The sequence below is a fragment of the Streptomyces sp. A1277 genome (assembly GCF_004795015.1).
Taxonomy (GTDB): domain Bacteria; phylum Actinomycetota; class Actinomycetes; order Streptomycetales; family Streptomycetaceae; genus Streptomyces.
On the sequence record NZ_SSBI01000026.1, the window covers coordinates 1 to 22,558 of the forward strand.

Annotated in this window: 19 protein-coding genes and 3 pseudogenes; 11 read left to right on the forward strand and 11 right to left on the reverse strand. The window is 72.3% G+C overall.

What is annotated here, in order from left to right:
* On the reverse strand, positions 1-840 hold an 840-nt coding region (locus E6R18_RS18725; RefSeq protein ID WP_136318046.1), incomplete at its 3' end, for a DUF2510 domain-containing protein.
* 212 nt (positions 841-1,052) lie between these two features.
* On the opposite strand from E6R18_RS18725, the gene E6R18_RS18730 reads away from it, so the two are divergent.
* Positions 1,053-1,529, forward strand: a complete 477-nt coding sequence (locus tag E6R18_RS18730) for an SsgA family sporulation/cell division regulator (protein WP_136318047.1) — start codon at positions 1,053-1,055, stop codon at positions 1,527-1,529.
* Between the two features lie 20 nt (positions 1,530-1,549).
* On the opposite strand, the gene E6R18_RS18735 is transcribed toward E6R18_RS18730, so the two are convergent.
* On the reverse strand, positions 1,550-2,917 hold the full coding sequence (locus tag E6R18_RS18735) for an FAD-linked oxidase C-terminal domain-containing protein (RefSeq protein ID WP_136318048.1): 1,368 nt from the start codon (positions 2,915-2,917) through the stop codon (positions 1,550-1,552).
* A 97-nt stretch (positions 2,918-3,014) separates the two neighbouring features.
* Here E6R18_RS18735 and E6R18_RS18740 point away from each other — a divergent pair, with 97 nt between their 5' ends.
* Positions 3,015-4,712, forward strand: a complete 1,698-nt coding sequence (locus E6R18_RS18740; RefSeq protein WP_136318049.1) for a tetratricopeptide repeat protein — start codon at positions 3,015-3,017, stop codon at positions 4,710-4,712.
* 91 nt (positions 4,713-4,803) lie between these two features.
* Here the strand turns inward: E6R18_RS18740 and hppD are convergent, their stop codons facing one another.
* Entirely contained in the window at positions 4,804-5,949 is a 1,146-nt protein-coding gene (gene hppD / locus E6R18_RS18745; RefSeq protein ID WP_136318050.1) for a 4-hydroxyphenylpyruvate dioxygenase, read from the reverse strand.
* A 134-nt stretch (positions 5,950-6,083) separates the two neighbouring features.
* Between hppD and E6R18_RS18750 the strand changes: the two genes are divergently transcribed.
* The 8 genes and pseudogenes from E6R18_RS18750 to E6R18_RS18785 all read left to right on the forward strand — a co-directional run.
* A complete protein-coding gene (locus E6R18_RS18750) occupies positions 6,084-6,557 on the forward strand; it encodes an Lrp/AsnC family transcriptional regulator (protein WP_136318051.1) in 474 nt (157 codons plus the stop codon).
* A 15-nt stretch (positions 6,558-6,572) separates the two neighbouring features.
* Positions 6,573-7,220 carry an ABC transporter permease gene (locus E6R18_RS18755; RefSeq protein WP_136318052.1) on the forward strand — a complete coding sequence of 216 codons (648 nt, stop codon included), beginning with the start codon at positions 6,573-6,575 and terminating at the stop codon, positions 7,218-7,220.
* On the forward strand, positions 7,213-8,475 hold the full coding sequence (locus E6R18_RS18760; RefSeq protein ID WP_136318053.1) for a betaine/proline/choline family ABC transporter ATP-binding protein: 1,263 nt from the start codon (positions 7,213-7,215) through the stop codon (positions 8,473-8,475). Before E6R18_RS18755 ends, E6R18_RS18760 begins: the two co-directional genes overlap by 8 nt.
* Positions 8,472-9,344 (forward strand): ABC transporter permease, encoded by an 873-nt coding sequence (locus tag E6R18_RS18765; protein WP_136318054.1) that lies wholly within the window; start codon positions 8,472-8,474, stop codon positions 9,342-9,344. Before E6R18_RS18760 ends, E6R18_RS18765 begins: the two co-directional genes overlap by 4 nt.
* Positions 9,341-10,333, forward strand: a complete 993-nt coding sequence (locus tag E6R18_RS18770) for a glycine betaine ABC transporter substrate-binding protein (protein ID WP_136318055.1) — start codon at positions 9,341-9,343, stop codon at positions 10,331-10,333. Before E6R18_RS18765 ends, E6R18_RS18770 begins: the two co-directional genes overlap by 4 nt.
* Before the next feature lie 83 nt (positions 10,334-10,416).
* Entirely contained in the window at positions 10,417-11,028 is a 612-nt protein-coding gene (locus E6R18_RS18775) for a winged helix-turn-helix domain-containing protein (protein ID WP_136318056.1), read from the forward strand.
* 82 nt (positions 11,029-11,110) lie between these two features.
* Entirely contained in the window at positions 11,111-11,311 is a 201-nt protein-coding gene (locus E6R18_RS18780) for a hypothetical protein (protein WP_136318057.1), read from the forward strand.
* A gap of 4 nt (positions 11,312-11,315) precedes the next feature.
* Positions 11,316-11,519, forward strand: a pseudogene (locus E6R18_RS18785) (MFS transporter); the annotation flags it as partial.
* Positions 11,520-11,521: 2 nt separating this feature from the next.
* Here the strand turns inward: E6R18_RS18785 and E6R18_RS18790 are convergent.
* The 4 genes from E6R18_RS18790 to E6R18_RS34085 all read right to left on the reverse strand — a co-directional run bounded on the left by E6R18_RS18790 (position 11,522) and on the right by E6R18_RS34085 (position 17,515).
* Positions 11,522-12,313, reverse strand: coding sequence for a S16 family serine protease (locus E6R18_RS18790; RefSeq protein ID WP_136318058.1), 792 nt, complete (start codon positions 12,311-12,313; stop codon positions 11,522-11,524).
* 439 nt (positions 12,314-12,752) lie between these two features.
* Positions 12,753-13,394: a helix-turn-helix domain-containing protein gene (locus E6R18_RS18795; protein ID WP_136318059.1), complete on the reverse strand. Its 642-nt coding sequence runs from the start codon at positions 13,392-13,394 to the stop codon at positions 12,753-12,755.
* Positions 13,395-13,728: 334 nt separating this feature from the next.
* Complete coding sequence (locus E6R18_RS18800; RefSeq protein WP_168712390.1) at positions 13,729-15,747, reverse strand: hypothetical protein; 2,019 nt, start codon at positions 15,745-15,747, stop codon at positions 13,729-13,731.
* A 145-nt stretch (positions 15,748-15,892) separates the two neighbouring features.
* Positions 15,893-17,515 (reverse strand): hypothetical protein, encoded by a 1,623-nt coding sequence (locus tag E6R18_RS34085; protein WP_168712391.1) that lies wholly within the window; start codon positions 17,513-17,515, stop codon positions 15,893-15,895.
* 313 nt (positions 17,516-17,828) lie between these two features.
* Between E6R18_RS34085 and E6R18_RS18810 the strand changes: the two genes are divergently transcribed.
* Positions 17,829-18,386 (forward strand): hypothetical protein, encoded by a 558-nt coding sequence (locus E6R18_RS18810; protein WP_206308316.1) that lies wholly within the window; start codon positions 17,829-17,831, stop codon positions 18,384-18,386.
* Positions 18,387-18,466: 80 nt separating this feature from the next.
* Here E6R18_RS18810 and E6R18_RS18815 read toward each other — a convergent pair whose 3' ends face one another.
* The 4 genes and pseudogenes from E6R18_RS18815 to E6R18_RS18830 form a co-directional block, all read right to left on the reverse strand.
* Positions 18,467-20,248 (reverse strand): DEAD/DEAH box helicase, encoded by a 1,782-nt coding sequence (locus E6R18_RS18815; protein ID WP_136318062.1) that lies wholly within the window; start codon positions 20,246-20,248, stop codon positions 18,467-18,469.
* A 151-nt stretch (positions 20,249-20,399) separates the two neighbouring features.
* Positions 20,400-20,788, reverse strand: a pseudogene (locus tag E6R18_RS18820) (Fic family protein).
* Positions 20,785-20,986: pseudogene (locus tag E6R18_RS18825) on the reverse strand (CopG family transcriptional regulator). The pseudogenes E6R18_RS18820 and E6R18_RS18825 overlap by 4 nt, the downstream one beginning before the upstream one ends.
* A 41-nt stretch (positions 20,987-21,027) precedes the next feature.
* Positions 21,028-22,521: an MFS transporter gene (locus tag E6R18_RS18830; RefSeq protein WP_136318063.1), complete on the reverse strand. Its 1,494-nt coding sequence runs from the start codon at positions 22,519-22,521 to the stop codon at positions 21,028-21,030.
* Positions 22,522-22,558 lie beyond the last annotated feature (37 nt).

Below are 22,558 nucleotides of genomic sequence, written 5' to 3' on the forward strand. Positions count from 1 at the left end.
GATCTGTCGCGGGGGCGCGGGCGCGGCGGGGGTCTGCGGGTCGGCGGCGGGGCCCGCGCCCAGTGCGCGGATGGTCATCGTGCCCTCGGCGGGCGGCTGCTGACCGCCGCCGGGGCGGCGCAGGGCCCGGATCGCGACGGTGTTCTCGGCGGGCGGCCGCCCGGTGTCCCCGCCCGTGGCGCCGGTGCGGCCGGGCCGGTTGACGCGGATGGCGACGGTGTTCTCGGGCTTCGGGGCCCCGCCCTTCCGCATGCCCGGCACCCTGCCGTCGGCCGGCTCGGGTGCGGAGGGAGTGGTGGGCGCGCCGGGCGCCGAGGGGCGGCGCGGGTCCACCGGGGTGCGGTCGGCCGGCTCGCCGCCCGCCGGGACGCGGCGGGCCACCTCGGCGGAGGCGGGGCTCCGGCGGGCGAGTGCGGCGGAGGGGCCGGGGGGAGAGGGGGCGGGGGAAGAGGGCGGGGCGGACGCGGAGTCGGGCGCCGCGTCCGCGGTCGTACCGGAATCCGCTTCCCCGCCCGTGCCGCCCCAGGAGACCCGGCGGTCGCGGTCGCCGCCGAAGCCGGCCTGGCGGGAGGCGTCGGCCTGCCAGGCGGTGGCGGGTTCGGGGCGGTCGGCCTCGTACCGCCCCTCGTCCAGGAAGACCGGACCGGTCTCGTCCACCGGAGCGGGCGTGGGAGCGGCGGTGGCCGCGGGCGGCGCCTCGCCCTGCTCGGGGGCCGGGCGGCTCGTGCCGGGCACCCAGGAGGCGCCGTTCCAGTACCGCACGTAGCCGGGGATGGACGGGTCGGGGTAGTACCCCTCGCGGGGGCTTTCGTCACCGGGTGCCGGGGTTGGGGCGCTCATCACCGTGGTCCCGTATCTCTTCGTGGCCTCAGTACAAGGGTCCACATCTATCAGACAGGCGCGTACCCCCGGGCCGGTCCCGGTGTTTGGACCACTTTCCGGTCAACCAAAAAAACTTTTCCGGGAAGTCGCGTCATGGATGACGGGGAAGGCGCTCTCTGCCTGTGCCGGCCGGTCGTGGGACCGGTCGCGGGCAACGAAAGGACGCCGTCATGCACACCGTCGTGGAGCGCGAGCTGGAGCTCAAGCTGGTCCTGTCCCCCGAGCGCAGCATCCCTGTGCCGGCCCGGCTGACGTACCGCACGGAGGACCCGTACGCCGTGCACATCACCTTCCACGTCGGCTCCGACTCGCCGGTGCACTGGACGTTCGCCCGCGATCTGCTGGTGGAAGGGGTGTTCAGGCCGTGCGGGCAGGGGGACGTGCGGATCTGGCCGACCAGGATCGACGGGAGCAGCGTCATCTGTGTGGCGCTGACGTCTCCCGACGGCAACGCCCTGCTCGAAGTCCCGTCCGCGGCGGTGGCGGTGTGGGTGGAGCGGACGCTGCGGGTGGTGCCGCCGGGTACGGAGACCGGGCGGCTCGGCATCGACGAGGGTCTGGCGGAACTGCTCGCGCCGCTGCCGGCCGACGATCTGTGGATGAGCGACCCGTGGCCCTCGGACGAGTCGCAGGACGGGGAGGGCTGAGGGGCGTGGCCGGGGTGCGGTCAGAAGACCTTGCCCGGGTTGAGCAGTCCCAGCGGGTCGAATGCCTGCTTGATGCCCCGGTGCAGTTCCACGCTCACCTCGCCCAGTTCGCGGGCGAGCCACTCCTTCTTCAGTACGCCGACGCCGTGTTCGCCGGTGATCGTGCCGCCGAGGCCGAGGCCGAGCGCCATGATCTCGTCGAAGGACTCCCGGGCCCGCCGGGACTCGTCGGCGTCGGCCGGGTCGAAGCAGACGACGGGGTGGGTGTTGCCGTCGCCCGCGTGGGCGCAGACGCCGATGGTGAGGCCGTGCTTCTCGGCGACGGCCGCCGTGCCCTCCAGCATGGCGCCGAGCTGCGAGCGCGGTACGCACACGTCGTCGATCATCGTCGCCGGCTTGACGGTCTCCAGCGCGGTCAGCGACATCCGCCGGGCCTGGAGCAGCATCTCGGACTCGGCCGCGTCCTCCGCGGGGACGACCCCGGTGGCGCCCGCGGCCGTGCACAGCTCGCCGACGGCGGCGAGGTCGGCGGAGGGGTCCGGCGTGTCGAAGGCGGCGAGCAGCAGGGCCTCGGTGGTCTCGGGGAGGCCCATGTGCGCCATTCGGTTGACGGCCTGGACGGTTGTACGGTCCATCAGTTCGAGGAGTGACGGGGTGTGTCCGCGCTCCATGATCCGGCAGACGGCGTCGCAGGCGCTCGACGCGCTGGGGAACTCGGCGGCCAGGACGAGCTGCCGGGGCGGCTGCGGCTTGAGCGCCAGCACGGCCTTCACGACGATGCCGAGGCTGCCCTCGGAGCCGACGAAGAGCCGGGTCAGGTCGTATCCGGCGACGCCCTTGGCGGTGCGGCGGCCGGTGGTGAGCAGGCGCCCGTCCGCGAGGACGACGTCGAGGCCGAGGACGTATTCGGCGGTGACTCCGTACTTCACGCAGCACAGGCCGCCGGACGCGGTGCCGATGTTGCCGCCGATGGTGCACATCTCCCAGCTGGAGGGGTCCGGCGGGTAGTACAGGCCGTGCTCGTCGACCGCGCGGGACAGCACGGCGTTGATGACGCCGGGCTCCACGACGGCGATGCGGTCGACGGGGCTGATCTCCAGGATGCGGTCCATCTTCACCAGGGAGAGCACGATGCAGCCGTCGATGGCGTTGGCCGCGCCCGACAGGCCCGTGCGGGCGCCCTGGGGGACGACCGGGAGGCGCAGCGCGGTGGCGGTGCGCATGACGTGCTGGACCTGCTCGACGGTGCGTGGGAGCGCGACGACGGCGGGGGTGCCCGCCTCGCAGAAGCTCGCCATGTCGTTCGCGTAGGAGGCGGTGACGTCCGGATCGGTGATCAGGGCGTCGGCCGGGAGGCCCGCCCGCAGGAGTTCGAGGAGATCGTCCATGATCCAAGCGTGGCACCCGGGCCCATTGGTGTGAACCCGTCTGCGGCGGCGTTCCCAAGGCGCGGTGTGATCTTCGTACTGACGCACAGTGATCGGCATGGACGTCACGCCTCAGCAGCCACCGCCGGCCCTCCGGCCGGAATACGCCCCCGACGCCGACTGGCCCCCGCCCGGCGGCTCCCCGCCGGGGCCTGCGCCGGACCCCGTGTCCCTGGCCGAGCCGCCGCCCGCCCCGATGCGTACGACCCTGCGCAGGGCCGCGTTCGGCCTGGTGGCGGGCGCGGTGCTGGTGACGGGTGCGGTGGTCGCGGTGCCCGACGACGACCAGGACGCGGCGCCGCCCGTGCCGGGCCCGGTCTCGCGCGCGATGACCGCGACGGCCGCCGGCTCCCCCGCCTCGCTCGCCGATCTGACCGCGCTCATCGGGGACCGGCAGAAGTGGGTGGGCACGCACCCCTCGGACGCGGGGTCGTGGGCGGTGCTCGGGTCGGCGTACGTGGAGTGGGGGCGGCGGGCCGCCGACCCGGCGTACTACACGCGGGCCGAGCAGGCGCTGAAGCGGTCGCTGGACGTGCGGCCCGGCGAGAGCGGCAACACGGCGGCCTGGGTGGGCCTCGCCTCGCTGGCCAACGCCCGGCACGACTTCGTGACGGCGAAGAAGTGGGGCGAGACGGTACGGGCGCGGCAGCCCAAGGAGTGGACGGTCTACCCGCAGCTGATCGACGCGTACAACGGCCTCGGCGACCGGAAGTCGGCGATCACGGCGGTGGAGAGGTTCACCGCGCTGCGGGCCGGGGTGCCGGCGCTGGGCCGGGCGGCCGAGATGTACCGGGACCGGGGCTGGCGCGAGGACGCGCTGGCCACCGCCCAGGACGCGGCGAACCGGGCGACGGCGCCCGCCGAGAAGGCCGCCTGCCTGGCCCGGCTCGGCGAACTGGCCTGGGAGCGGGGCGAGCCGAAGGAGGCCGTGGCGCAGTACGGGGCGGCGCTGCGCATCGACAAGGGCCACCACGCCTCGCTCGCCGGGCGGGCGCGTGCGCTGGCGGCCCTGGGGCGCACCGACGAGGCGCTGCGGGACTACCGGGCGGCGCTGGCGAAGTCGCCGCGTCCGGCGTATCTGCTGGAGCTGGGTGAGCTGTACGAGTCGCTGGGGCTGGACGGCGACTCGGTGGACCAGTACGACAAGCTCCGCGCGGCGCTGGACGCGGGCGAGGCGCGGGGCGTGGACGAGGCGCTGCCGCTCGGCCGGTTCGAGGCGGCGCACGGGGACGCGGACTCGGCGGTGGAGCTGCTGCGGGCCGAGTGGGACCGGGGGCACCGCAGCGCGGCGGTGGCCGACGCGCTGGGCTGGGCGCTGCACCGGTCGGGTGACTCGGACGGGGCGCTGGAGTACGCCGGGCGGGCGGTCGACTCGGGCGGCCGGAACGCCTCGTACTCGTACCACCTGGGCATGGTGCAGCGCGCGTTGCACGATTACGGCGCGGCCCGCCGCCATCTGGAGGAGGCGCTGCGGACCAACCCGGAGTTCTCGCCGCTGGACGCGCCGCTGGCGCAGGAGGCCCTGGACACGCTGGGGCAGCCCCCGGCGGGCGGCCCGCAGGACATGCGGCGGGACCCGGTCCCGGAGCCGCCGCGGGCACCCGCGCCGGAGCCGACCGCGTCCGCCGGCGGCCCGCAGACCTCCGGTGGCGTCCCGGCCCCCGCGGCGGGCCCGCAGGCGGCCCCGGCGCCCGCGGGAGGCGGCGCGCAGGCACCCGTACAGCCGTCCGCCGCGCCATCGGCCGCGGCAGGCTGACGCACAGGACGAGGGCCTGTCGTCAGATTCCCGTCGTCCGACCGGAGGGGCGGGCCGGAATCCGGCCCGCCCCTCACTCATGCCTCGGGCGTCACAGGTTGCCGCGCTTGTCCTGCTCGCGCTCGATCGCCTCGAAGAGGGCCTTGAAGTTGCCCTTGCCGAAGCCCATCGAGCCGTGGCGTTCGATCATCTCGAAGAAGACGGTCGGGCGGTCCTGGACCGGCTTGGTGAAGATCTGGAGCAGGTAGCCGTCCTCGTCGCGGTCGACCAGGATCTTCAGCTCGCGCAGGGTCTCCACGGGCACCCGGGTCTCGCCCGCCCACTCGCCCAGCGTGTCGTAGTACGAGTCCGGGGTGTCGAGGAACTGCACACCGGCGGCGCGCATCGCCTTCACCGAGGCGACGATGTCGTTGGTGGCGAGCGCCATGTGCTGGACGCCGGCGGCGCCGTAGAACTCCAGGTACTCGTCGATCTGCGACTTCTTCTTGGCGACGGCCGGCTCGTTGATCGGGAACTTGACCTTGAGCGTGCCGTCCGCGACGACCTTCGACATCAGGGCGCTGTACTCGGTCGCGATGTCGTCGCCCACGAACTCCTTCATGTTCGTGAAGCCCATGACCTTGTTGTAGAACTCGACCCACTCGTTCATCCGGCCGAGCTCGACGTTGCCGACGCAGTGGTCGATGGCCTGGAAGAAGCGCTTGGCCGGCGGCTCGACGATCGGGGCGGCGGCGACGTAGCCGGGCAGGTACGGGCCGTCGTAGCCGGAGCGCTCGACGAGGGTGTGGCGGGTCTTGCCGTACGTGGCGATGGCGGCGCGCACGACGGTGCCGTGCTCGTCCTTCGTCTCGTACGGCTCCTCGATGCCCGTGGCGCCGTGCTCGACGGCGTAGGCGTACGCCGCGCGCGCGTCGGGCACCTCGATGGCGAGGTCGATGACGCCGTCGCCGTGCGCCGCGACGTGGTCCTCCAGGAAGTGGCCCCAGTCGGAGGACGCCTTGACGACGGAGGTGAGGACGAAGCGGGCGGAACCGCTGGTGAGGACGTAGCCGGCGGTCTCGCGGCTGCCGGTCTCGGGCCCGGAGTAGGCGACCAGCTTCATGCCGAAGGCCGTCGAGTAGTAGTGGGCGGCCTGCTTGGCGTTGCCGACGGCGAAGACGACGGCGTCCATTCCCTTGACCGGGAAGGGATCGGCCTGCCGGGACGTCTCCGGGGTGCTGTGCATCGTCTCTGTCATGTCCGAAGGTTCCCGCCGCTCCGCAAGGTGCGCAACAGTTCGCGCAATCACTGGTCAATGTGCGCAGCGCCTGCCCATGATGAGCGGGCTATCTGTACATGGTGCCCATCACACCGACCCCCGGAGGCGGACCCGTGGCGATCGATCGACTGGACGGGCGGCTCATCGTGCTGCTGGCGCGTGAACCCAGGATCGGCGTCCTGGAGGCGTCGCGCAGGCTGGGCGTGGCGCGCGGGACGGTGCAGGCGCGGCTCGACCGCCTTCAGTCCAATGGCGTCATCCGCGGTTTCGGCCCCGACGTCGATCCGGCGCCGCTCGGCTACCCGGTCACCGCGTTCGCGACGCTGGAGATCAAGCAGGGTCAAGGCGCGGACGTGAGGGCGCACTTGAGGGGCGTACCGGAGGTGCTGGAGCTGCACACCACCACCGGGCACGGGGACATGCTGTGCCGGCTCGTGGCCCGGTCCAACGCGGATCTCCAGCGGGTGATCGACCGGGTTGTCGGATTTGATGGCATTGTCCGGGCCTCCACGGCCATCGTCATGGAGAACCCGGTGCCGCTGCGCGTCATCCCGCTCGTCGAACAGGCGGCGCAGGACACCGACTGAGCCGAGGAGTGACGGGTGAGCTTCTGGGAGTACCTGGCCAACCGGCACCAGCAGTTGCTCACCGACGCGTTCCAGCACGTGAGCGCCGTCTTCCAGTGCATGGTCATCGCCACCGTGCTCGGCGTCCTGATCGGGGTCGTCAGCTACCGCAGCGGCTGGGGCTCCTCGGTGGCGATCACCTCGACGGCGACCGTCCTGACCATTCCGTCCCTCGCCGCCATCGGTCTGCTGATCCCGCTGGTCGGCCTCGGTGTGGCGCCGACGGTGATCACCCTGACGCTGTACGGGCTGCTGCCGGTCGTCCGGAACTCGATCGTGGGGCTGCGGGGCGTGGACCCCTCGCTGGTGGACGCGGCGAAGGGCATCGGGATGTCGCGGACCGCGCGGCTGTGCCGGGTGGAGCTGCCGCTGGCCTGGCCTCCGATCCTGACCGGCATCCGGGTCTCGACGCAGATGCTGATGGGGATCGCCGCCATCGCCGCGTACGCCTCCGGACCCGGGCTCGGCAACGAGATCTTCCGCGGCATCGCCTCGCTGGGCAGCGCCAACGCGATCAACCAGGTGCTCGCGGGCACGCTCGGCATCGTTGTTCTTGCCCTGCTCTTCGACGCCGCGTACGTGCTGCTGGGGCGGCTCACCATCCCGAGGGGGATCCGTGTCTGAGACCGCAGCGGACACCGGGCGGCAGCCCGCCGCCGACGCCGCCTCCGGCGCCCCCATCCAGCTGGAGAACCTGTCCAAGCGCTACCCGGGCAACCCGAGCCCGGCCGTGGACAACGTCTCGATGGACATCAGGGCCGGCGAGACGGTGATCTTCGTGGGCCCGTCCGGCTGCGGGAAGTCGACCACGCTGAAGATGATCAACCGGCTGATCGAGCCGACGTCGGGCCGGATCAGGATCGGCGACGAGGACGTCACGGACATCGACCCGGTGAAGCTGCGCCGCAAGATCGGGTACGCGATCCAGTCGTCCGGGCTCTTCCCGCACATGACGGTCGCCGAGAACATCGCCCTCGTCCCCAAGATGGTGGGCTGGTCGAAGTCGCGGGTGAAGGAGCGGGTCGAGGAGATGCTCGACCTGGTCGGGCTCGACCCGCGCGAGTTCCACGGCCGCTATCCGCGTGCGCTCTCCGGCGGTCAGCAGCAACGCGTGGGCGTGGCGCGGGCGCTGGCCGCCGACCCGCCGGTGCTGCTGATGGACGAGCCGTTCGGCGCGGTCGACCCGATCACCCGCGACCACCTCCAGGACGAGCTGATCCGGCTCCAGCACGAACTGCACAAGACGATCGTCTTCGTCACCCACGACTTCGACGAGGCGATCAAGCTGGGCGACCGGATCGCGGTGCTGCGCGAGCACTCGCACATCGCGCAGTTCGACACCCCGGAGGCCATCCTCACCAACCCGACGGACGACTTCGTCTCCGGGTTCGTCGGCGCGGGCGCGGCGCTGAAGCGGCTCAACCTGACGCGCGTGCGGGAGGTGGAGATCGCCGACTTCCCGACCGTGACGGTGGACGACCCGCTCCAGTCGATCTTCAACAAGCTGCGCAGCGGTCCGCACAACGAGCTGCTGATGCTGGACCGCAGGAACCGCCCGTACAAGTGGCTGCGGCGCGGCGACCTGATGCGGGCGAGGGGTTCGCTGGCGCGGGCCGGGCAGCTGGTCCACGACACGGTGACCAGGGACGCGACCCTGCACGACGCGCTGGAGGCGGTGCTCACCGACAGTGGCGGCCGGGTCGCGGTGACCGGCCGGCGCGGCGAGTTCACCGGGGTCGTGGACATGCACACCCTGATGAACTCGGTGCACGAACTCCTCGAAGCCGACCGGCTCACCGCCATCGAGCACCAGCACGACCTGGAGGAGCTGCGGGTCCAGCAGACCGCCCAGGAGCAGGAGGGCGGTGCGGGCGCATGACCCCCGACTCCCCCTCCGGCTCCTCCCGCGCCCCCGGCCGGGACCGGCCGCCGGGCGAGCACGACGTGAAGGGCCACGCCTTCCGTGACGAGGAGGAGGACGAGCCGGCCCCGCCGCCGTCGCGACCGCCGCGCCGGATCACCTGGCGCAAGCTGGTGGTGCTCCCGGCGGCGCTCGCGGTGGTGCTGGTCCTCACGTACGTCTGGATCACCCACGTGCACCTGGACTCGATCGCGGAGAACTCGCTGGCCGGCGGCACGGTCCAGCTGCGCTGGTGGCAGCACGTGAAGCTGACCGCGATCTCGACGTTCTGGGTGCTGATCATCGCCATCCCGCTGGGCATCGCGCTGACCCGGCGCGGCGTGAGCAGGGCGGCGCCTGTGGTCACGGCGATCGCCAACATCGGGCAGGCGACCCCGGCGATCGGTCTGCTGGCCCTGCTGGTGATCTGGCTCGGCATCGGCCCTTCGACGGCCATCACCGGCATGGTGATCTACGCGGTGCTGCCGGTGCTCTCCAACACGGTCGCCGGTCTCAAGGCGATCGAGCCGAGCATGGTGGAGGCGTCGCGCGGCATCGGGATGTCGGCCATGGGCACGCTCACGAAGGTCGAACTCCCCCTCGCCGTCCCGCTGATCCTGGCCGGGGTGCGCACCGCACTGGTGCTGAACGTCGGCACGGCGACCCTGGCGACCTTCGGGGGCGGCGGCGGGCTCGGCGACCTGATCACCTCGGGCATCCAGACCCAGCGCATGCCGGTCCTGATCCTCGGCTCCGTCCTGACCGTGGTGCTGGCGCTCCTGGTGGACTGGCTGGCCTCACTGGCCGAGGTGGCGCTCACCCCACGCGGTCTGGAGGTGGGGCGATGAGGACGCGGCGGACGACGCGGCGGACGCGTACGGCCCTGGCGGGCGGGGCGGCGCTGGCCCTGGTGCTGGCCGGGTGCGGGCTGAAGAGCGGTTCGCCGATGGTGGACGACGTGGTGCCCGGGTCGGTCGGGCGGGGGCAGCCGCTGGACGGCGCGTCGCTGACCGTCACCTCGAAGAACTTCAGCGAGAACATCATCCTGGGCCAGATGATCGGCCTGGTCTTCAAGGCGGCCGGGGCGGAGGTCCTGGACCGGACGAACCTGCCCAGCTCGATCAGCGCCCGTGAGGCGGTCATCCAGGGCGACGCGGACGCGGAGTACGAGTACACGGGCACCGGCTGGATCACGTACCTCGGGCACGCGAAGCCGATCGCCGACCCGATGGAGCAGTGGCGGGCGGTGCGCGACGCCGACCTCAAGAACGGGGTGACCTGGCTGCGGCCCTCCACCCTCAACAACACCTACGCGCTCGCCATCAGCCGGAAGAACAACGCGGAGTACCACCTCAGGACGCTCTCCGACGTCGCCGCCCTGGCGAAGAAGAACCCGTCGGCGGTGACGGTCTGCGTGGAGAACGAGTTCGCCTCGCGCGACGACGGGCTGCCCGGCATGGAGAAGGCGTACGGGATGTCCCTGCCGGCCGCCAACATCCGCAAGATGGACGCGGGGATCATCTACACCCAGGTCTCCAAGTCCGACTCCTGCCTGCTGGGCGAGGTGTTCACCACGGACGGCCGCATCGAGGCGATGCACCTGGACGTCCTGGAGGACAACAAGCACTTCTTCCCCAATTACGACGCGGCGCCCGTCGTGCACACCGCGACTCTGAAGAAGTACCCGGAGATCGCCGGCCTCCTGGACCCGCTGAGCAGGCGGCTGACGACGGAGGTCGCGCAGGTCCTGAACGCCAAGGTGGACGTGGACGGCGAGGACCCGCACGAGGTGGCGAAGGACTGGCTGGTCCAGGAGGGGTTCATCAAGGAGGGGTGAGGGCGGCGCCCCGGCCGAGAAGTCGCAAAGCTTCTTTGCAAAGACATGTTGCAAAAGCTCCTTTGCAACTCTACGGTTGAGCCATGTCCACCACGGAACCGAACGACGACCACACCGCGACGGCGGCCGAGCCCAAGGTCCTCAGCATCGACACCCGCGCCCTGCGCGGACTCGCCCACCCGCTGCGCCTGCGGCTGCTCAGCGCCCTGCGGGAGTACGGACCCGCCACCGCCTCCGGCCTCGCCGACCGCCTCGGCGAGTCCAGCGGCGCCACCAGCTACCACCTGCGCCAACTGGCCTCGTTCGGCTTCGTCGAGGACGACCCGACGCGCGGCAAGGGCCGCGAGCGCTGGTGGCGGGCCGTGCACGCCGGCGCCTCCTTCAACGCGCAGTTCCTGTACGACGCCGACCCCGAGGTGCGCGGCGCCATGGGCGTCGTCCTGCACGAGATCGCGACGCTGCACGCACAGGAGCTGAACACCTGGCTCGGCACCATGCACGAGTGGTCGCGGGAGTGGTACGAGGGCTCGGACCTCAGCGACTTCAAGGTGCGGCTCACCCCTGAGCTCTCCCGCGAACTCGCCGACGAGGTCCACGAGTTGATCAACAGCTACCGCGGCCGTGTACCCGAGGACACCGAGGGATCGGCCGTCGTCCGCACCCACCTGCACATCTTCCCGCGCCCCACCGACTGACGCTCCCCACCGACTGACGCTCCCCACCCGCTGACGCTCCCCACCCACTGATGCTCCCCACCGACTGAAGGGACCACCCGCCATGCACCCCGAGACCCACCTCGCCATGTACCGCGTCCACAACGCCGAACTGCGCCGCCACACCGAGACCCTCCGCCTCGCCCGCCGCGCCGCCCGGCGCCAGGCCCTGCGGAGCAGGCTGGGGTGGACCATGATCGGGCTCGGCCTGCGCCTGATACCGGCCGGCGTCGCCCGCCCCGCCCGCACCCCTCGCACGGCGTAGCGCCGTGGACGGGGGGAAGAACACGCACGACCGGGTGCCGCTCATCGCGGTCCTGGCCGCCAACTCCATCTCGACGGCGGGGACCTCACTCACCCTGATCGGCGTCCCGTGGTTCGTCCTGGAGACGACCGGCAGCGCGGGGAAGGCCGGACTGGTCGCCTTCTGCGCGACGCTCCCGATCGTCGTCTCCGCGCTGATCGGCGGACCCGGTCAGCAGCTCGGGACCTTGCCCCCGTGATCCAGGGCCCGCAGTGAGTTCACCGCGCCCTTCAGCGTCGTGACCGGGATCAGCCGTAGCCCCTCCGGCAGCTCGGACTTCGCCTCGCCGCACTCCGCCTTCGGTACGAGGAAGACGGTCGCCCCGTCCCGCCGGGCCGCCTGAGTCTTCAGCGAGACGCCGCCGACCGCGCCGACCTCGCCGTCCGCGTCGATGGTGCCGGTGCCCGCGATGGTGCGGCCGCCGGTCAGGTCGCCGCCCGAGCCGTCGCCGTCGAGCTTGTCCACGATGCCGAGCGCGAAGAAGAGGCCGGCGCTGGGGCCGCCCACGTCGGCCAGGTGCAGGGTCACGTCCACCGAACCGGGCTTCCTGCCCAGGTAGTTGAGCGCGGCGTCGACGGCGGCGTCCTGGGACTTCACCATGTCGTCCAGGTTGTGCTTCTCGATCTCCTTCTCGGAGCCGCCGGTCGGGTACACGGAGTCGCGGGGCAGCACGGCCCGGTCCGTACGGAACCAGCTGTCGACCACGTCACGGATACCGACGTCGGCCTCGGGCCCCGTCGCCACGATCGTCGTCATCCGCAGCTCACCCTTGGTGGGCCGGGTGGGCGTGCCGCCCTCGATGCTGATCACCGGGGTGCCGTGATCGTCCCCCAGCACATTCGCGGTCGTCCCCGGCTGCGCCAGCGTGAACGGCAACGGCGCGAAGCCGGCGACGCCGAGGAGGGCGAGGACGGGGAGGGCGCAGAGGGCGAGGGTGCGGGGGCGGGTGCGGGGTGTGGACACCCGCCCAATCTAACCCGGGCGCCGTCTCCAGCCCGTCCGGCACCTGGCTGGCCGGCGCCGGCAATTCCAGCCCGCCCGGCAACTCCAGCCCGCCCGGCGTTTGAGGGCGGAACCGGCTCGCCGGGGGCCGGCGCCCTTCCGTGGGCCCGGACCCAGGGCTCGGGAACACCCGATGACCGGTTCCGTCCTCAAACGCCGGACGGGCTGGGTTTACCCGGGGCACGGGCCCTCCCCCGCACCGATTCCGCCCTCAAACGCCGGACAGGCTGGGTTTACCCGGGGCACGGGCCCTCCCCCGCACCGATTCCGCCCTCAAACGCCGGACAGGCTGGGTTTACCCATCAAGCCCGCCCGGCGATTGAGGGCGGAACCGGGCCGCCGGACAACCCGCGCCCCGCCGCGGCCCCGCGCCGCGGAAAGCCCCGCCCCCACGCCCGCGCTAGCGAAGCGCGTCCGCGACCTCTCGGGCCGCGTCGATCACGCGGGGGCCGACCCGTTCGGGGACGGAGTCCGCGAGCATGACCACGCCGACGCTGCCCTCCACCCCCGTGACGCCCATCAGCGCGGCCGCCGCCCCGCTGGCCCCCGCTTCGAGTTCGCCGTGGGTGAGGGTGAAGGCCGTCTCGCCCACCGGCTTCTGGCGGGCGGCGAGGATCGCACGGCCGGCCGCGCCCCGGTCGAGGGGGTGGCGGAAGCCCGCCCGGTAGGCCACGTGGTAGTCGGTCCAGGTGGGTTCGACGACCGCGACCGCCAACGCGTCGGAGCCGTCGACCAGCGTGAGGTGGGCGGTCGCCCCGATGTCCTCGGCCAGCGAGCGCAGCGCCGGCAGCGCGGCCTCGCGTACGAGCGGATGCACCTGGCGGCCCAGGCGCAGGACGCCGAGGCCGACCCGTGCCCGGCCGCCCAAGTCGCGTCGGATCAGGGTGTGTTGTTCCAGGGTGGCGAGCAGACGGTAGACCACGGTGCGGTTGACGCCGAGTTTGTTGGACAACTCGGTGACCGTCAGGCCGTGATCGGTGTCGGCGAGCAGTTTGAGGACACGCAGTCCTCGGTCGAGCGTCTGGGAGGTCTCCGCGGTCACGACGCCCTCTCCTCTGTGGTGAGCGGCGGCGGCTGGATCCCGTGGGTTGTGCGCCACCGGTCCCAGCGGCGACGCACGGAGAGGCCGCCGGCCTGGCCAAGGCACCGGCTGCTCCGCGGCCACATTGCCACGGGGCGTTCACATTTTTGGACAGTAGCGAGGGAGTCCGCTCAGCGGAAGACCTCGTCCAGAATCCGGTCTCCTCCACAAACGCGATTGCGCCACGCGGGCATAAGGGCCGGTCAGCGGGGCGTCGGCCGATCATGGCGCATCTACGCGCGTCCATGTCGGCCGACTCCCCCGCGACGCTCTGTAGACGGGAGGTGAACCGGCGTTAACTCACCGTGAACATTTTCTGGACGACTTTTCCGTTGACGAGGACCTCGCAGGCCCTGATCGACGCCGTCGCGGGGTCCCGCACGGTGAAGTTGAGGGCAAAGGTGCCGTCGAGACCGATGACCCGGGTGACGTACGGGTCCGAGGTCCGGGCGCCGGAGGCGGTGCGGCCGGTCACGGAGACCGTGGCGACGGGCGCGAAGCCCTTGCCGGTGACCTGGACGACCGTGCCGGGCGGCCCCTCGGGCGGCGAGAGCGCGAAGGCCGCGCCGGCCGGGGCGGTGCCGTCCTGCACGGTGAACGCGGCCGTCTCGGTGCGGGGGTTGACGAGGACCTCGCGGACCTGGATCGCCACGGTGTCGGCCGCGCCCACGGTGAACGTCTGCGAGAACGCCCCGTCGAGCCCGACGACCTTCGTCCGCACCGGGTCGGAGGTCCTGGAGCCGTCCGCGCGCAGCCCGGTGATCGACACGGTGGCCACCTTCGCGAAGCCCTGGCCGAGCACGGTGACCGCGGTGCCCTTCGGCCCGGCCGCCGGGGTGAGGACGACGAACGTCGGGGAGACGGTGAGCTGGGTCAGCGCCTCGGAGACGCCGGCGGTGACGCGGAGGGCGTAGACACCGCGCGGGGTGGATCCGGCCGGGGTGACCGTACCGGCGAGGGTCCCGTCTGCGGCGATCCGCAGGGTGGAGCCGCTGATCCCGGCCGCGTCGCAGCCGGTGCCGTCGACCGCGCACAGGGCGGCGGAGGGGGTGACGCCGGAGGGCCAGCCGTCACCGGACACCCCGATCGTGGAGCCCGGCTTCACCTTGGCGGCGCCGGCCGAGAGTGTCGCGGTGGCCTCGGTCACGGTGAACGGCGTGGTCAGGAGGGTCGCCGGGTCGTTGCCCTCGTCCACCTGGATCGCGGCGACGGCCGGATCTGAGACGGTGAAGTCGGCCGAGAACGTGCCGTCCGGGCGGCTCTTCACGTAGACGGCGGTGTCGTCCAGCGTCGCCCCGGTGGCGTCGAGGCCGACCGTGTTGATCCACCGGTCCTGGTAGTAGTCGCTGCCGGTGACGGTGATGACGCTGCCGACGGGTCCGCTGCTCCGGGAGAGCGCGATCGTGCGGGGCCCGGCGGGGGCGAAGGCCCGGACGGTCAGGGGCGCGGTCGCCTCCTTCGTACCGTCGCCCACCTTCACCAGGTACGAGCCGTCCGGCACCGCACCGGCCGCCGCGAGGACGGCGTTGCCGGTGAGCTGCCCCGAGCCGTCGATGGCGAGGCTGGAATCGGCGAACTTCCCGGCGTCGCAGCCGCCGCCGTCCGCCGCGCAGAGCGAGGGCACGGGGGTGGCGCCGGCGGTCCACCGGCTCCCGGCCAGCGTGACGGCCGTGGACGGCCGGACGGGCGCGGTGGGGGCGATCAGGGTGGCCGGTTTCCCGGCGCTGCCCTCCGCCGTCACGGTGCCGACTGGCCCGCCGCCCGCGGTGACGGTGCAGGCGGTCTCGTAGGTGGAGCCGAGGACCTTGGTGCGGGTGAGGTTGCGCAGCGGGGTGAAGGTGATCGGGCCGCTCGCGTCGGCGGGGATGAGGAAGTCCCCCTCGTAGGGCGGGATCTCGATCGGCTTCCCGGACGGGACGTCCAGGTTGATCTGCGGCCCGGTGACGGTGACCGTGCCGGTGGCGCCGCCGGACATGGCGAGGTCGAGGCTCGGGGTGGTCGGCACGTCGCTGAGGCTGAGCCCGCTGGTGGCGGGGGACGGGCCGAGCGTCACCTTGGCGTGGACCTTGCCGCCGGGGTCGACCACGTCGGGGGTCAGCTCCACGCCGAACTGCTGCGGCCCGTCCGCCTGGCCCTGACCGGCGGGCAGGGTGCAGTGGACGGTGGGGGTGATGGTGCCGGCGTGGGCGAGCGGGGCGAGGGCGACGGCGGAGCCGGTCCAGACGAGGACGGCTCCGGCGCCGAGGGCGACGGCCCGGCGCAGGGCCGGGCGTCGGCGGCCCGGGCCTCCGGTGGGTCTGCGGTGCGCGAACATACGGCTCCTCCAAAGGGAAAGGGAATGCGAAGGCCCCCGAATGCGAGGCGAAATGACGGCGCCCGCCCGTTCCATTGCCGTACGGAACGGGCGACGGAACAGGCGGGCGTCGGCGGGCTTTTCCCCGGGCCGGGGTGCGGCCCTTTTACAGCAGGGTCAGGGTGAGCGTGGCGCTGTAATCTCCGGGGCGGGTGAATTCGGGAACGGTGAGCGTGAGGCCCGCGTCGGTGTCGAACTTTCCGCCGGTGAACGGACGTGATCCGTCCGGATTCATCCGGCACAGGCTCGCCGCCTCGCTGCCGAGCGTGGTGGGCGATCCGGCCACCGGTGTGCCCACGCTGCCGTCCTGCGGGGTGCAGGCCGGTGCCCAGCGCACGGCTCCGGCCGGGATGGTGTCCCCGCCCGCGCTGGTGAAGGCGGTGAGGGTGCCGGTCAGGGACCAGCCGCTGTTGACGCCCCGGGCGTCCTGCACCTCCACCCGGTTGAGCCGGGCGCGCTGCACCCCGCCGCCTTCGCCGAGCACCGTCGTACCGAAGTCGACGGAGTCGCCGTCCTGGGTCATGGACAGCGTCCCGGCCCTGATCTCGGTGGTCAGGCGCTGCTCGGCCGTGCCGCCGCCGTCCCCGCCGCCCTCGGTGGTGACGGTGAACGGGGCGGTGCGTACGGTCGCCGGGTCGTTGCCCTCGTCCGCCTGGACGGCCACCACGTCGTCCGAGATGACGGTGAAGTCCACGGCGAAGGCGCCGTCCGTGCCGCTCTTGACGTAGACCGCGCTGTCGTCGAGCACGGCGCCCGAGGCGTCGAGGCCGATGACGTTGATCCAGCGGTCCGGGTTGTAGTTGCGGCCGCTGACCGTGATCACGCTGCCGACCGGGCCGCGGTCCGGGGTCAGCGCGATCTCCCGGTTGCCGGCCGCGACCGCCTCCACGGTGAGGGGGGCGGTGGCCTCCCTCGTACCGTCGTTGACCTTGACGAGGTACGAGCCGTTCGGCACCGCCCCGGCCTCGCCGAGGGTCGCGGTGCCGGACAGCGTCCCGTAGGCGTCGATCCGCAGGGCGTGCGAGGTGAACTTCAGCGGATCGCAGCCACCGCCGCCGGCCGCGCAGAGCGACGGGGCGGGCGAGGCGCCCGGGGTCCAGCCCGAACCGCTCAGCTTCACCGCGGTGTGCGGGCGCACCGGGTCCGCGGGGGCGGTGAGGGTGGCGGGGTCGGAGGTGGAGCCCTCCGCCGTGACGGTGCCGACGCCGGCCTCGCCGCCGACGATGTCGCAGGGCGTCTCGAAGACCGAGCCGAGTACCTTGGTCTGCGTCAGCGTGCGGACCACCGCGAACGAGATGTCTCCCGACGCGTCCGCCGGGAGCAGGAAGTCGCCCTCGTACGCCGGGATCTCGATGGGCACCCCGGCCGGGATGTCCATGACGACCTCGGGGCCGCGCACGGTGACCGTGCCCGTGGCGCCGCCCGACATCGCGAGGTCGAGGCTGGGGATGGTCGGCACGTCGGCCAGGGCGAGGGCGCTGGTGGCCGGGGACGGGCCCAGGGTCACCTTCGCGTGCACCTTGCCGCCCGGTTCCACGACGGCGGGCGACAGCTCCACGTCCATCTGCTGCGGCCCGGTCGCCTCGCCCTGACCGGCCGGCAGGATGCAGTGGACGGTCGGGGCGGCCGTCCCGGCGGCCGAGTCGGGGACGGGCGCGGGGCGCGGGGACGCCGAGGCTCCGGCGCAGCCCAGCGACAGCACGAAGCAGGCAGCGAGCAGCCCGGTCACTCCGGGTCTTCGTCGTCGGATCACCTGACACCCTTTCCTGGACCATTGATTGCGCACATTGAGGAGGCCGCGTCCAGAGAAGTCAAGAGACACCGAATTGATCCTTTCGGACCCGCACCACCCGTCCCCCGAAATGAATTTCCGACTGGTTTCCGCACCGCTTCCCGCACACCTGTTGACTTCTTCGAAGATCACCGTTTCACTGCACCCGACATGCCGGGCCCGGCACGCAGATCCGTACGTACGAGCAAGGCATCGCACACGGCGCGTACGGCGAATCCGCGGAATTCAACCGGAAGGAGTTCCACCCGTCATGTCGATCTCTTCACGCGCTTCGAGAGCGCCGGGCCGAAGACGCTTACCGCTGGTCCTGGCGGCGGCGTGTTCGTCCGGAGCGCTGCTCGCCCTGTCCGCCCCTACGGCCTCGGCGGTGACCCCGCTCACCGCGACGGCCACCTACGACTGCGGCTCCTGGGGCAGCGGTCTGGCCACCCTGACCGCGGCCAACGGCGCCTCCGGCAAGACCGTCAAGGTCACGTCCACGGCGATCACGATGCCGTCCGGCACGAGTGCCGACCCGAACAGCATCACGACGACGCTCAAGCTCACCAAGACCTCGGGCGGCGTCACCAGTCAGGTGCAGTTCTCCGCGAAGACCAACCCCGGTCTCAGCGGCGGCAATCCGATCACACTCGGACCGCTGAAGCTCACCTCGGGCACGCTCGCGGCCGGGGACAGCACCGATTCCGTGGTGCTGCCCGCTCCCCCGGGCACCTCCAACTGGTCACTGCAGATCGTGGCCTCGTCCCCGACGTCCGCCACCGTGCCGTGCGTGGCGACGTCCGCCCTGTCCGCGCCGTTCGTCTGGTAGCGGGCCCAGCATGACGCCGGCCCGGGGCGAGGACGGCTGTCCCCGCCCCGGGCCGGTGCGTGCCCGTGCCGTACGGCGACTCACCTCATCCGGGTGGCCCACTCCTGGACCTTCTTGATCCGCTGCTCGATCTGCCCGGCCGTGGCCTCCGCGCTCGGCGGCCCGCCGCACACCCGGCGCAGCTCGGTGTGGATGACGCCGTGCGGCTTGCCGCTCTGGTGGGTGTAGGCCGACACCATGGTGTTCAGCTGCTTGCGCAGGCCCAGCAGCTGCTTGTGCGTGACGACCGGCCGGTCCTGGGCCGGCTTCTCCAGCAGGTCGGCCTCCGACGAGGGCTTCTGTCTGCTGTGCGCGATCTGCCGGGTCTGCCGCTTCTGGAGCAGCAGCTGCACCTGGTCGGGTTCGAGGAGCCCGGGAATGCCGAGGTAGTCCTGCTCCTCCTCGCTGCCGGGGTGCGCCTGCATGCCGAACTCGGCGCCGTCGTACAGCACCCGGTCGAAGACCGCGTCGGACTCCAGCGCCTCGAACGGCAACTGCTCCTCGGTCTCCTCGTCCTCCAGCCTCTCGGCGTCGGCGAGGAGCTGGTCCTCCTCGGCGAACGGGTTCTCCTCGTCGCTGCCCTTCTTGGGCTTGTCGAGGACGTGGTCCCGTTCGACCTCCATCTCGTTGGCGAAGTCGAGGAGCATCGGGATGGTCGGCACGAAGACGGACGCGGTCTCGCCGCGCCTGCGGGAGCGCACGAAGCGGCCGACGGCCTGGGCGAAGAACAGCGGGGTCGAGATGGTGGTGGCGTACACGCCGACGGCCAGGCGCGGCACGTCGACCCCTTCGGACACCATGCGGACCGCGACCATCCAGCGCGACTCGTCCTCGCTGAACTTGTCGATCTTCTTCGACGCGGCCTTCTCGTCGGAGAGGACGACGGTGGCCGACTCGCCGGTGACCTTCTTCAGGATCTTGGCGTACGCGCGCGCCGACTCCTGGTCCGTGGCGATGACGAGCCCGCCCGCGTCCGGGATGCCCTTGCGGACCTCGGTGAGCCGCTTGTCGGCGGCGCTGAGCACGTTGGGGATCCAGTCGCCGGTGGGCGACAGGGCGGTGCGCCATGCCTGCCCGATGGCGTCCTTGGTCATCGGCTCGCCGAGCCGGGCGGCGATCTCGTCCCCGGCCTTGGTGCGCCAGCGCATGTTGCCGCTGTAGCTGAGGAAGATCACCGGACGCACGACGCCGTCGGCCAGCGCGTTGCCGTAGCCGTAGGTGTAGTCGGCCGAGGAGCGGCGGATGCCGTCGTTGCCCTCCTCGTAGACGACAAACGGGATCGGGTTGGTGTCCGACCGGAACGGCGTACCGGTGAGCGCGAGCCGCCGGGTGGCCGGGTCGAACGCCTCCTGGCATGCCTCGCCCCAGGACTTCGAGTCACCGGCGTGGTGGATCTCGTCCAGGATCACCAGGGTCTTGCGCTGCTCGCACCGGTTGCGGTGCAGCATCGGGCGCACGCCGACGCCCGCGTACGTGACGGCGACCCCGTGGTACTCCTTGCTCAGCGGGCCTGCGCTGTAGTCGGGGTCGAGCTTGATCCCTATCCGGGCGGCCGCCTCCGCCCACTGCTTCTTCAGGTGCTCGGTGGGAGCGACGACGGTGACCTGCTGCACGACGTGGTGGTGCAGCAGCCAGGACGCGAGGGTCAGCGCGAAGGTGGTCTTCCCCGCGCCGGGGGTGGCGACCGCGAGGAAGTCGCGCGGCTGCTCCTGGATGTACTTCTCCATGGCGCCCTGCTGCCAGGCTCGCAGCTTGCCGGCGGTGCCCCAGGGGGCGCGGCCGGGGAAGGCGGGTGAGAGGTGGTGGGAGGCGGTAGTAGTCACGGTCTCCGGTTCGGGTCTCTCGGGTACGTGTGGCGCTGTCCGCACGGGCCGGGCCGGCCCCGCACGCGATACGACAACCGGGCCACCCTACCGGGGCCGGCGCCCCGCCCCGCCGCGTACCGCACCGCCCCGCACGGAATTGCGACGGCTCTCACACGGGGCCGGTCGCCAGGTCGCGCAGGCCCTGGGAGATGACCTTCACCTCGTCCGTCCCGCCCGTCGCGACGGCGATGACCAGGCGTTCCCCGCGTCGATATCGGGGCGGAGATCGACCCCGTTCATGGCGAGGAAGGTGACGCAGGACAGCCAGGCGGTGTGTTTGTCGCCGTCGAAGAGCGGGCGGTTGATCGCCAGGGACTGCAGAAGTGCGGCCGCCTTGTCGATGACGTCCGTATATGCCTCCTGGCCGAACATGGACGCCGACGGCCGGTGGGCCGCCGACTCCAGGAGGCCGGCGTCGCGGACCACGATCTGCATGTCGGGGCAGGCGTGCTCGGCGATGACGAGGATGTCCTCGGAGCTCAGGTAGACGCAGCTCACTTGAGCCGCTCCATGAGCTCGCCCCACTTGGCGGCCTGCTCCTTGGCGGCCCGGCGGACGATGGCCTGCTGAGCGGTCCGGGCCAGGTAGCCGTCCACGGCCCGGAGCAGTAGGGCGTGCATGCTCGTGCCCTCCTGCTCGGCGCGCCGCTTGAGGGCTTCGGTCTGGTCGTCCACGGAGGCGCACGTTCATAGCCATACCAAAACGGTTACCACCGCATGGGGCCGAACCGGTACCAGTTACGACGTCCGCACCCGCCCCGCCACCCACGCCCCCGCCAGGGCCACCGCCGCCATCGGCAGGAAGACCATCGCGAACGCGGCCGGGTGGGAGGCGGCGGTGGTGGCCCTCACCGCCTCGTGGGCCGCGTCCACCGTGCCGCCGCCCAGGGCCGCGAAGGCGGCGCCGCCCGCGGCGAGCAGCAGGACGTTGGAGAGGCCGTCGGAGATCTGGAGGGCGGCCGAGTTGGCGCCCGCCTCCTCGGGTGCGGACAGCTTCAGGAGCAGGACGCTGGTCGAGGCGATGACCACACCCATGCCGAAGCAGCCGAAGGCCCAGGCGACCGCCACCGTCCACACCGGCACGGAGTGGACCAGCACGGCGGGGGCCGCCGCGATGGCGGCGGCGACCAGGACCATGCCGCCGACCATCAGCCGCTCGCGGTGCGGTTCCATGCGCGGCCGGGACTGTACGTAGGAGCCCAGCGCCCACGTACCGCCGCCGGCGGCGAGGGAGAGGCCGGCCAGGGTCGGGGAGACGCCGCGCTCGGTGACCAGCATCAGCGGGACGAACGACTCGGCGGCGATGAAGGACCCGGCCCCCACCCCGCGCAGCAGCACCACCGCCGGCAGTCCGCGCGCCGCGCGTGCCGTGCCCGGGGGCAGCAGGCCCCGGATCGCCGGGACGAGCAGCGCGACCCCGGCGGCGGCCGGCAGCAGGGAGAACCAGTTCCGCTCCTGACCGGCGTACTGGAGCAGCCCGGCGCCCACCGAGATGCCCAGCGCGAGCGCGATGCGCCGGCGGTCGTACGGTTCGACGGGCGCCGCCGGGTCGGCGGGCCCGGACGCCATGCGCCGGATCTCGGGCAGCGCGAGCGCCAGCGGGAAGACGACCAGGACCGGGATGCCGATGAAGACCCAGCGCCAGCCCAGGTGCTCGGTGACACTTCCGGAGGCCAGCGGCCCGACGACCGAGGGGATCACCCAGCTCGCGGCGAAAGCGGCCAGGATCCCCGGCCGCAGATGCTCCGGGTAGGCCCGGCTGATCACCACGTACAACGCGACGATCACCAGGCCGCCGCCGAGCCCCTGCACGGCCCGGCCCGCGATGAACATCCACATGGAGCCCGCGGTCCCGGACAGCAGCAGCCCCGCCGCGAAGGCGCTGATCCCGGTGGCCAGCGGCGCCAGCGGTCCGCGCCGGTCGGCCCACTGCCCGGACAGCACCATCGCGAAGAGGCTGGTGGTGAAGTACGCCGAGAACGCGAACGCGTACAGCGGGACGCCGTGCAGCTCCCGGGCGGCGACCGGCATCGCGGTCCCCACGGCGGTCGCCTCGAAGGCGATCAGGAACACCACGGAGACGATGCCGATGCTCAGCGCCCGGTAGGTCCGCCCGAGAATCCCCTCCGGCGATGCGGGGCCGGTGTGGTCCGTCTGGTCGAGGGGGCCGGTGCCGTCGGTGGCTTCGATGAGGGGCGAGACATCGGCGTCACGCGGTTCCAGGGCGGTCATGAGCCAAGGGTAAGGGGCGAAACCCGCCTTGAGCCCT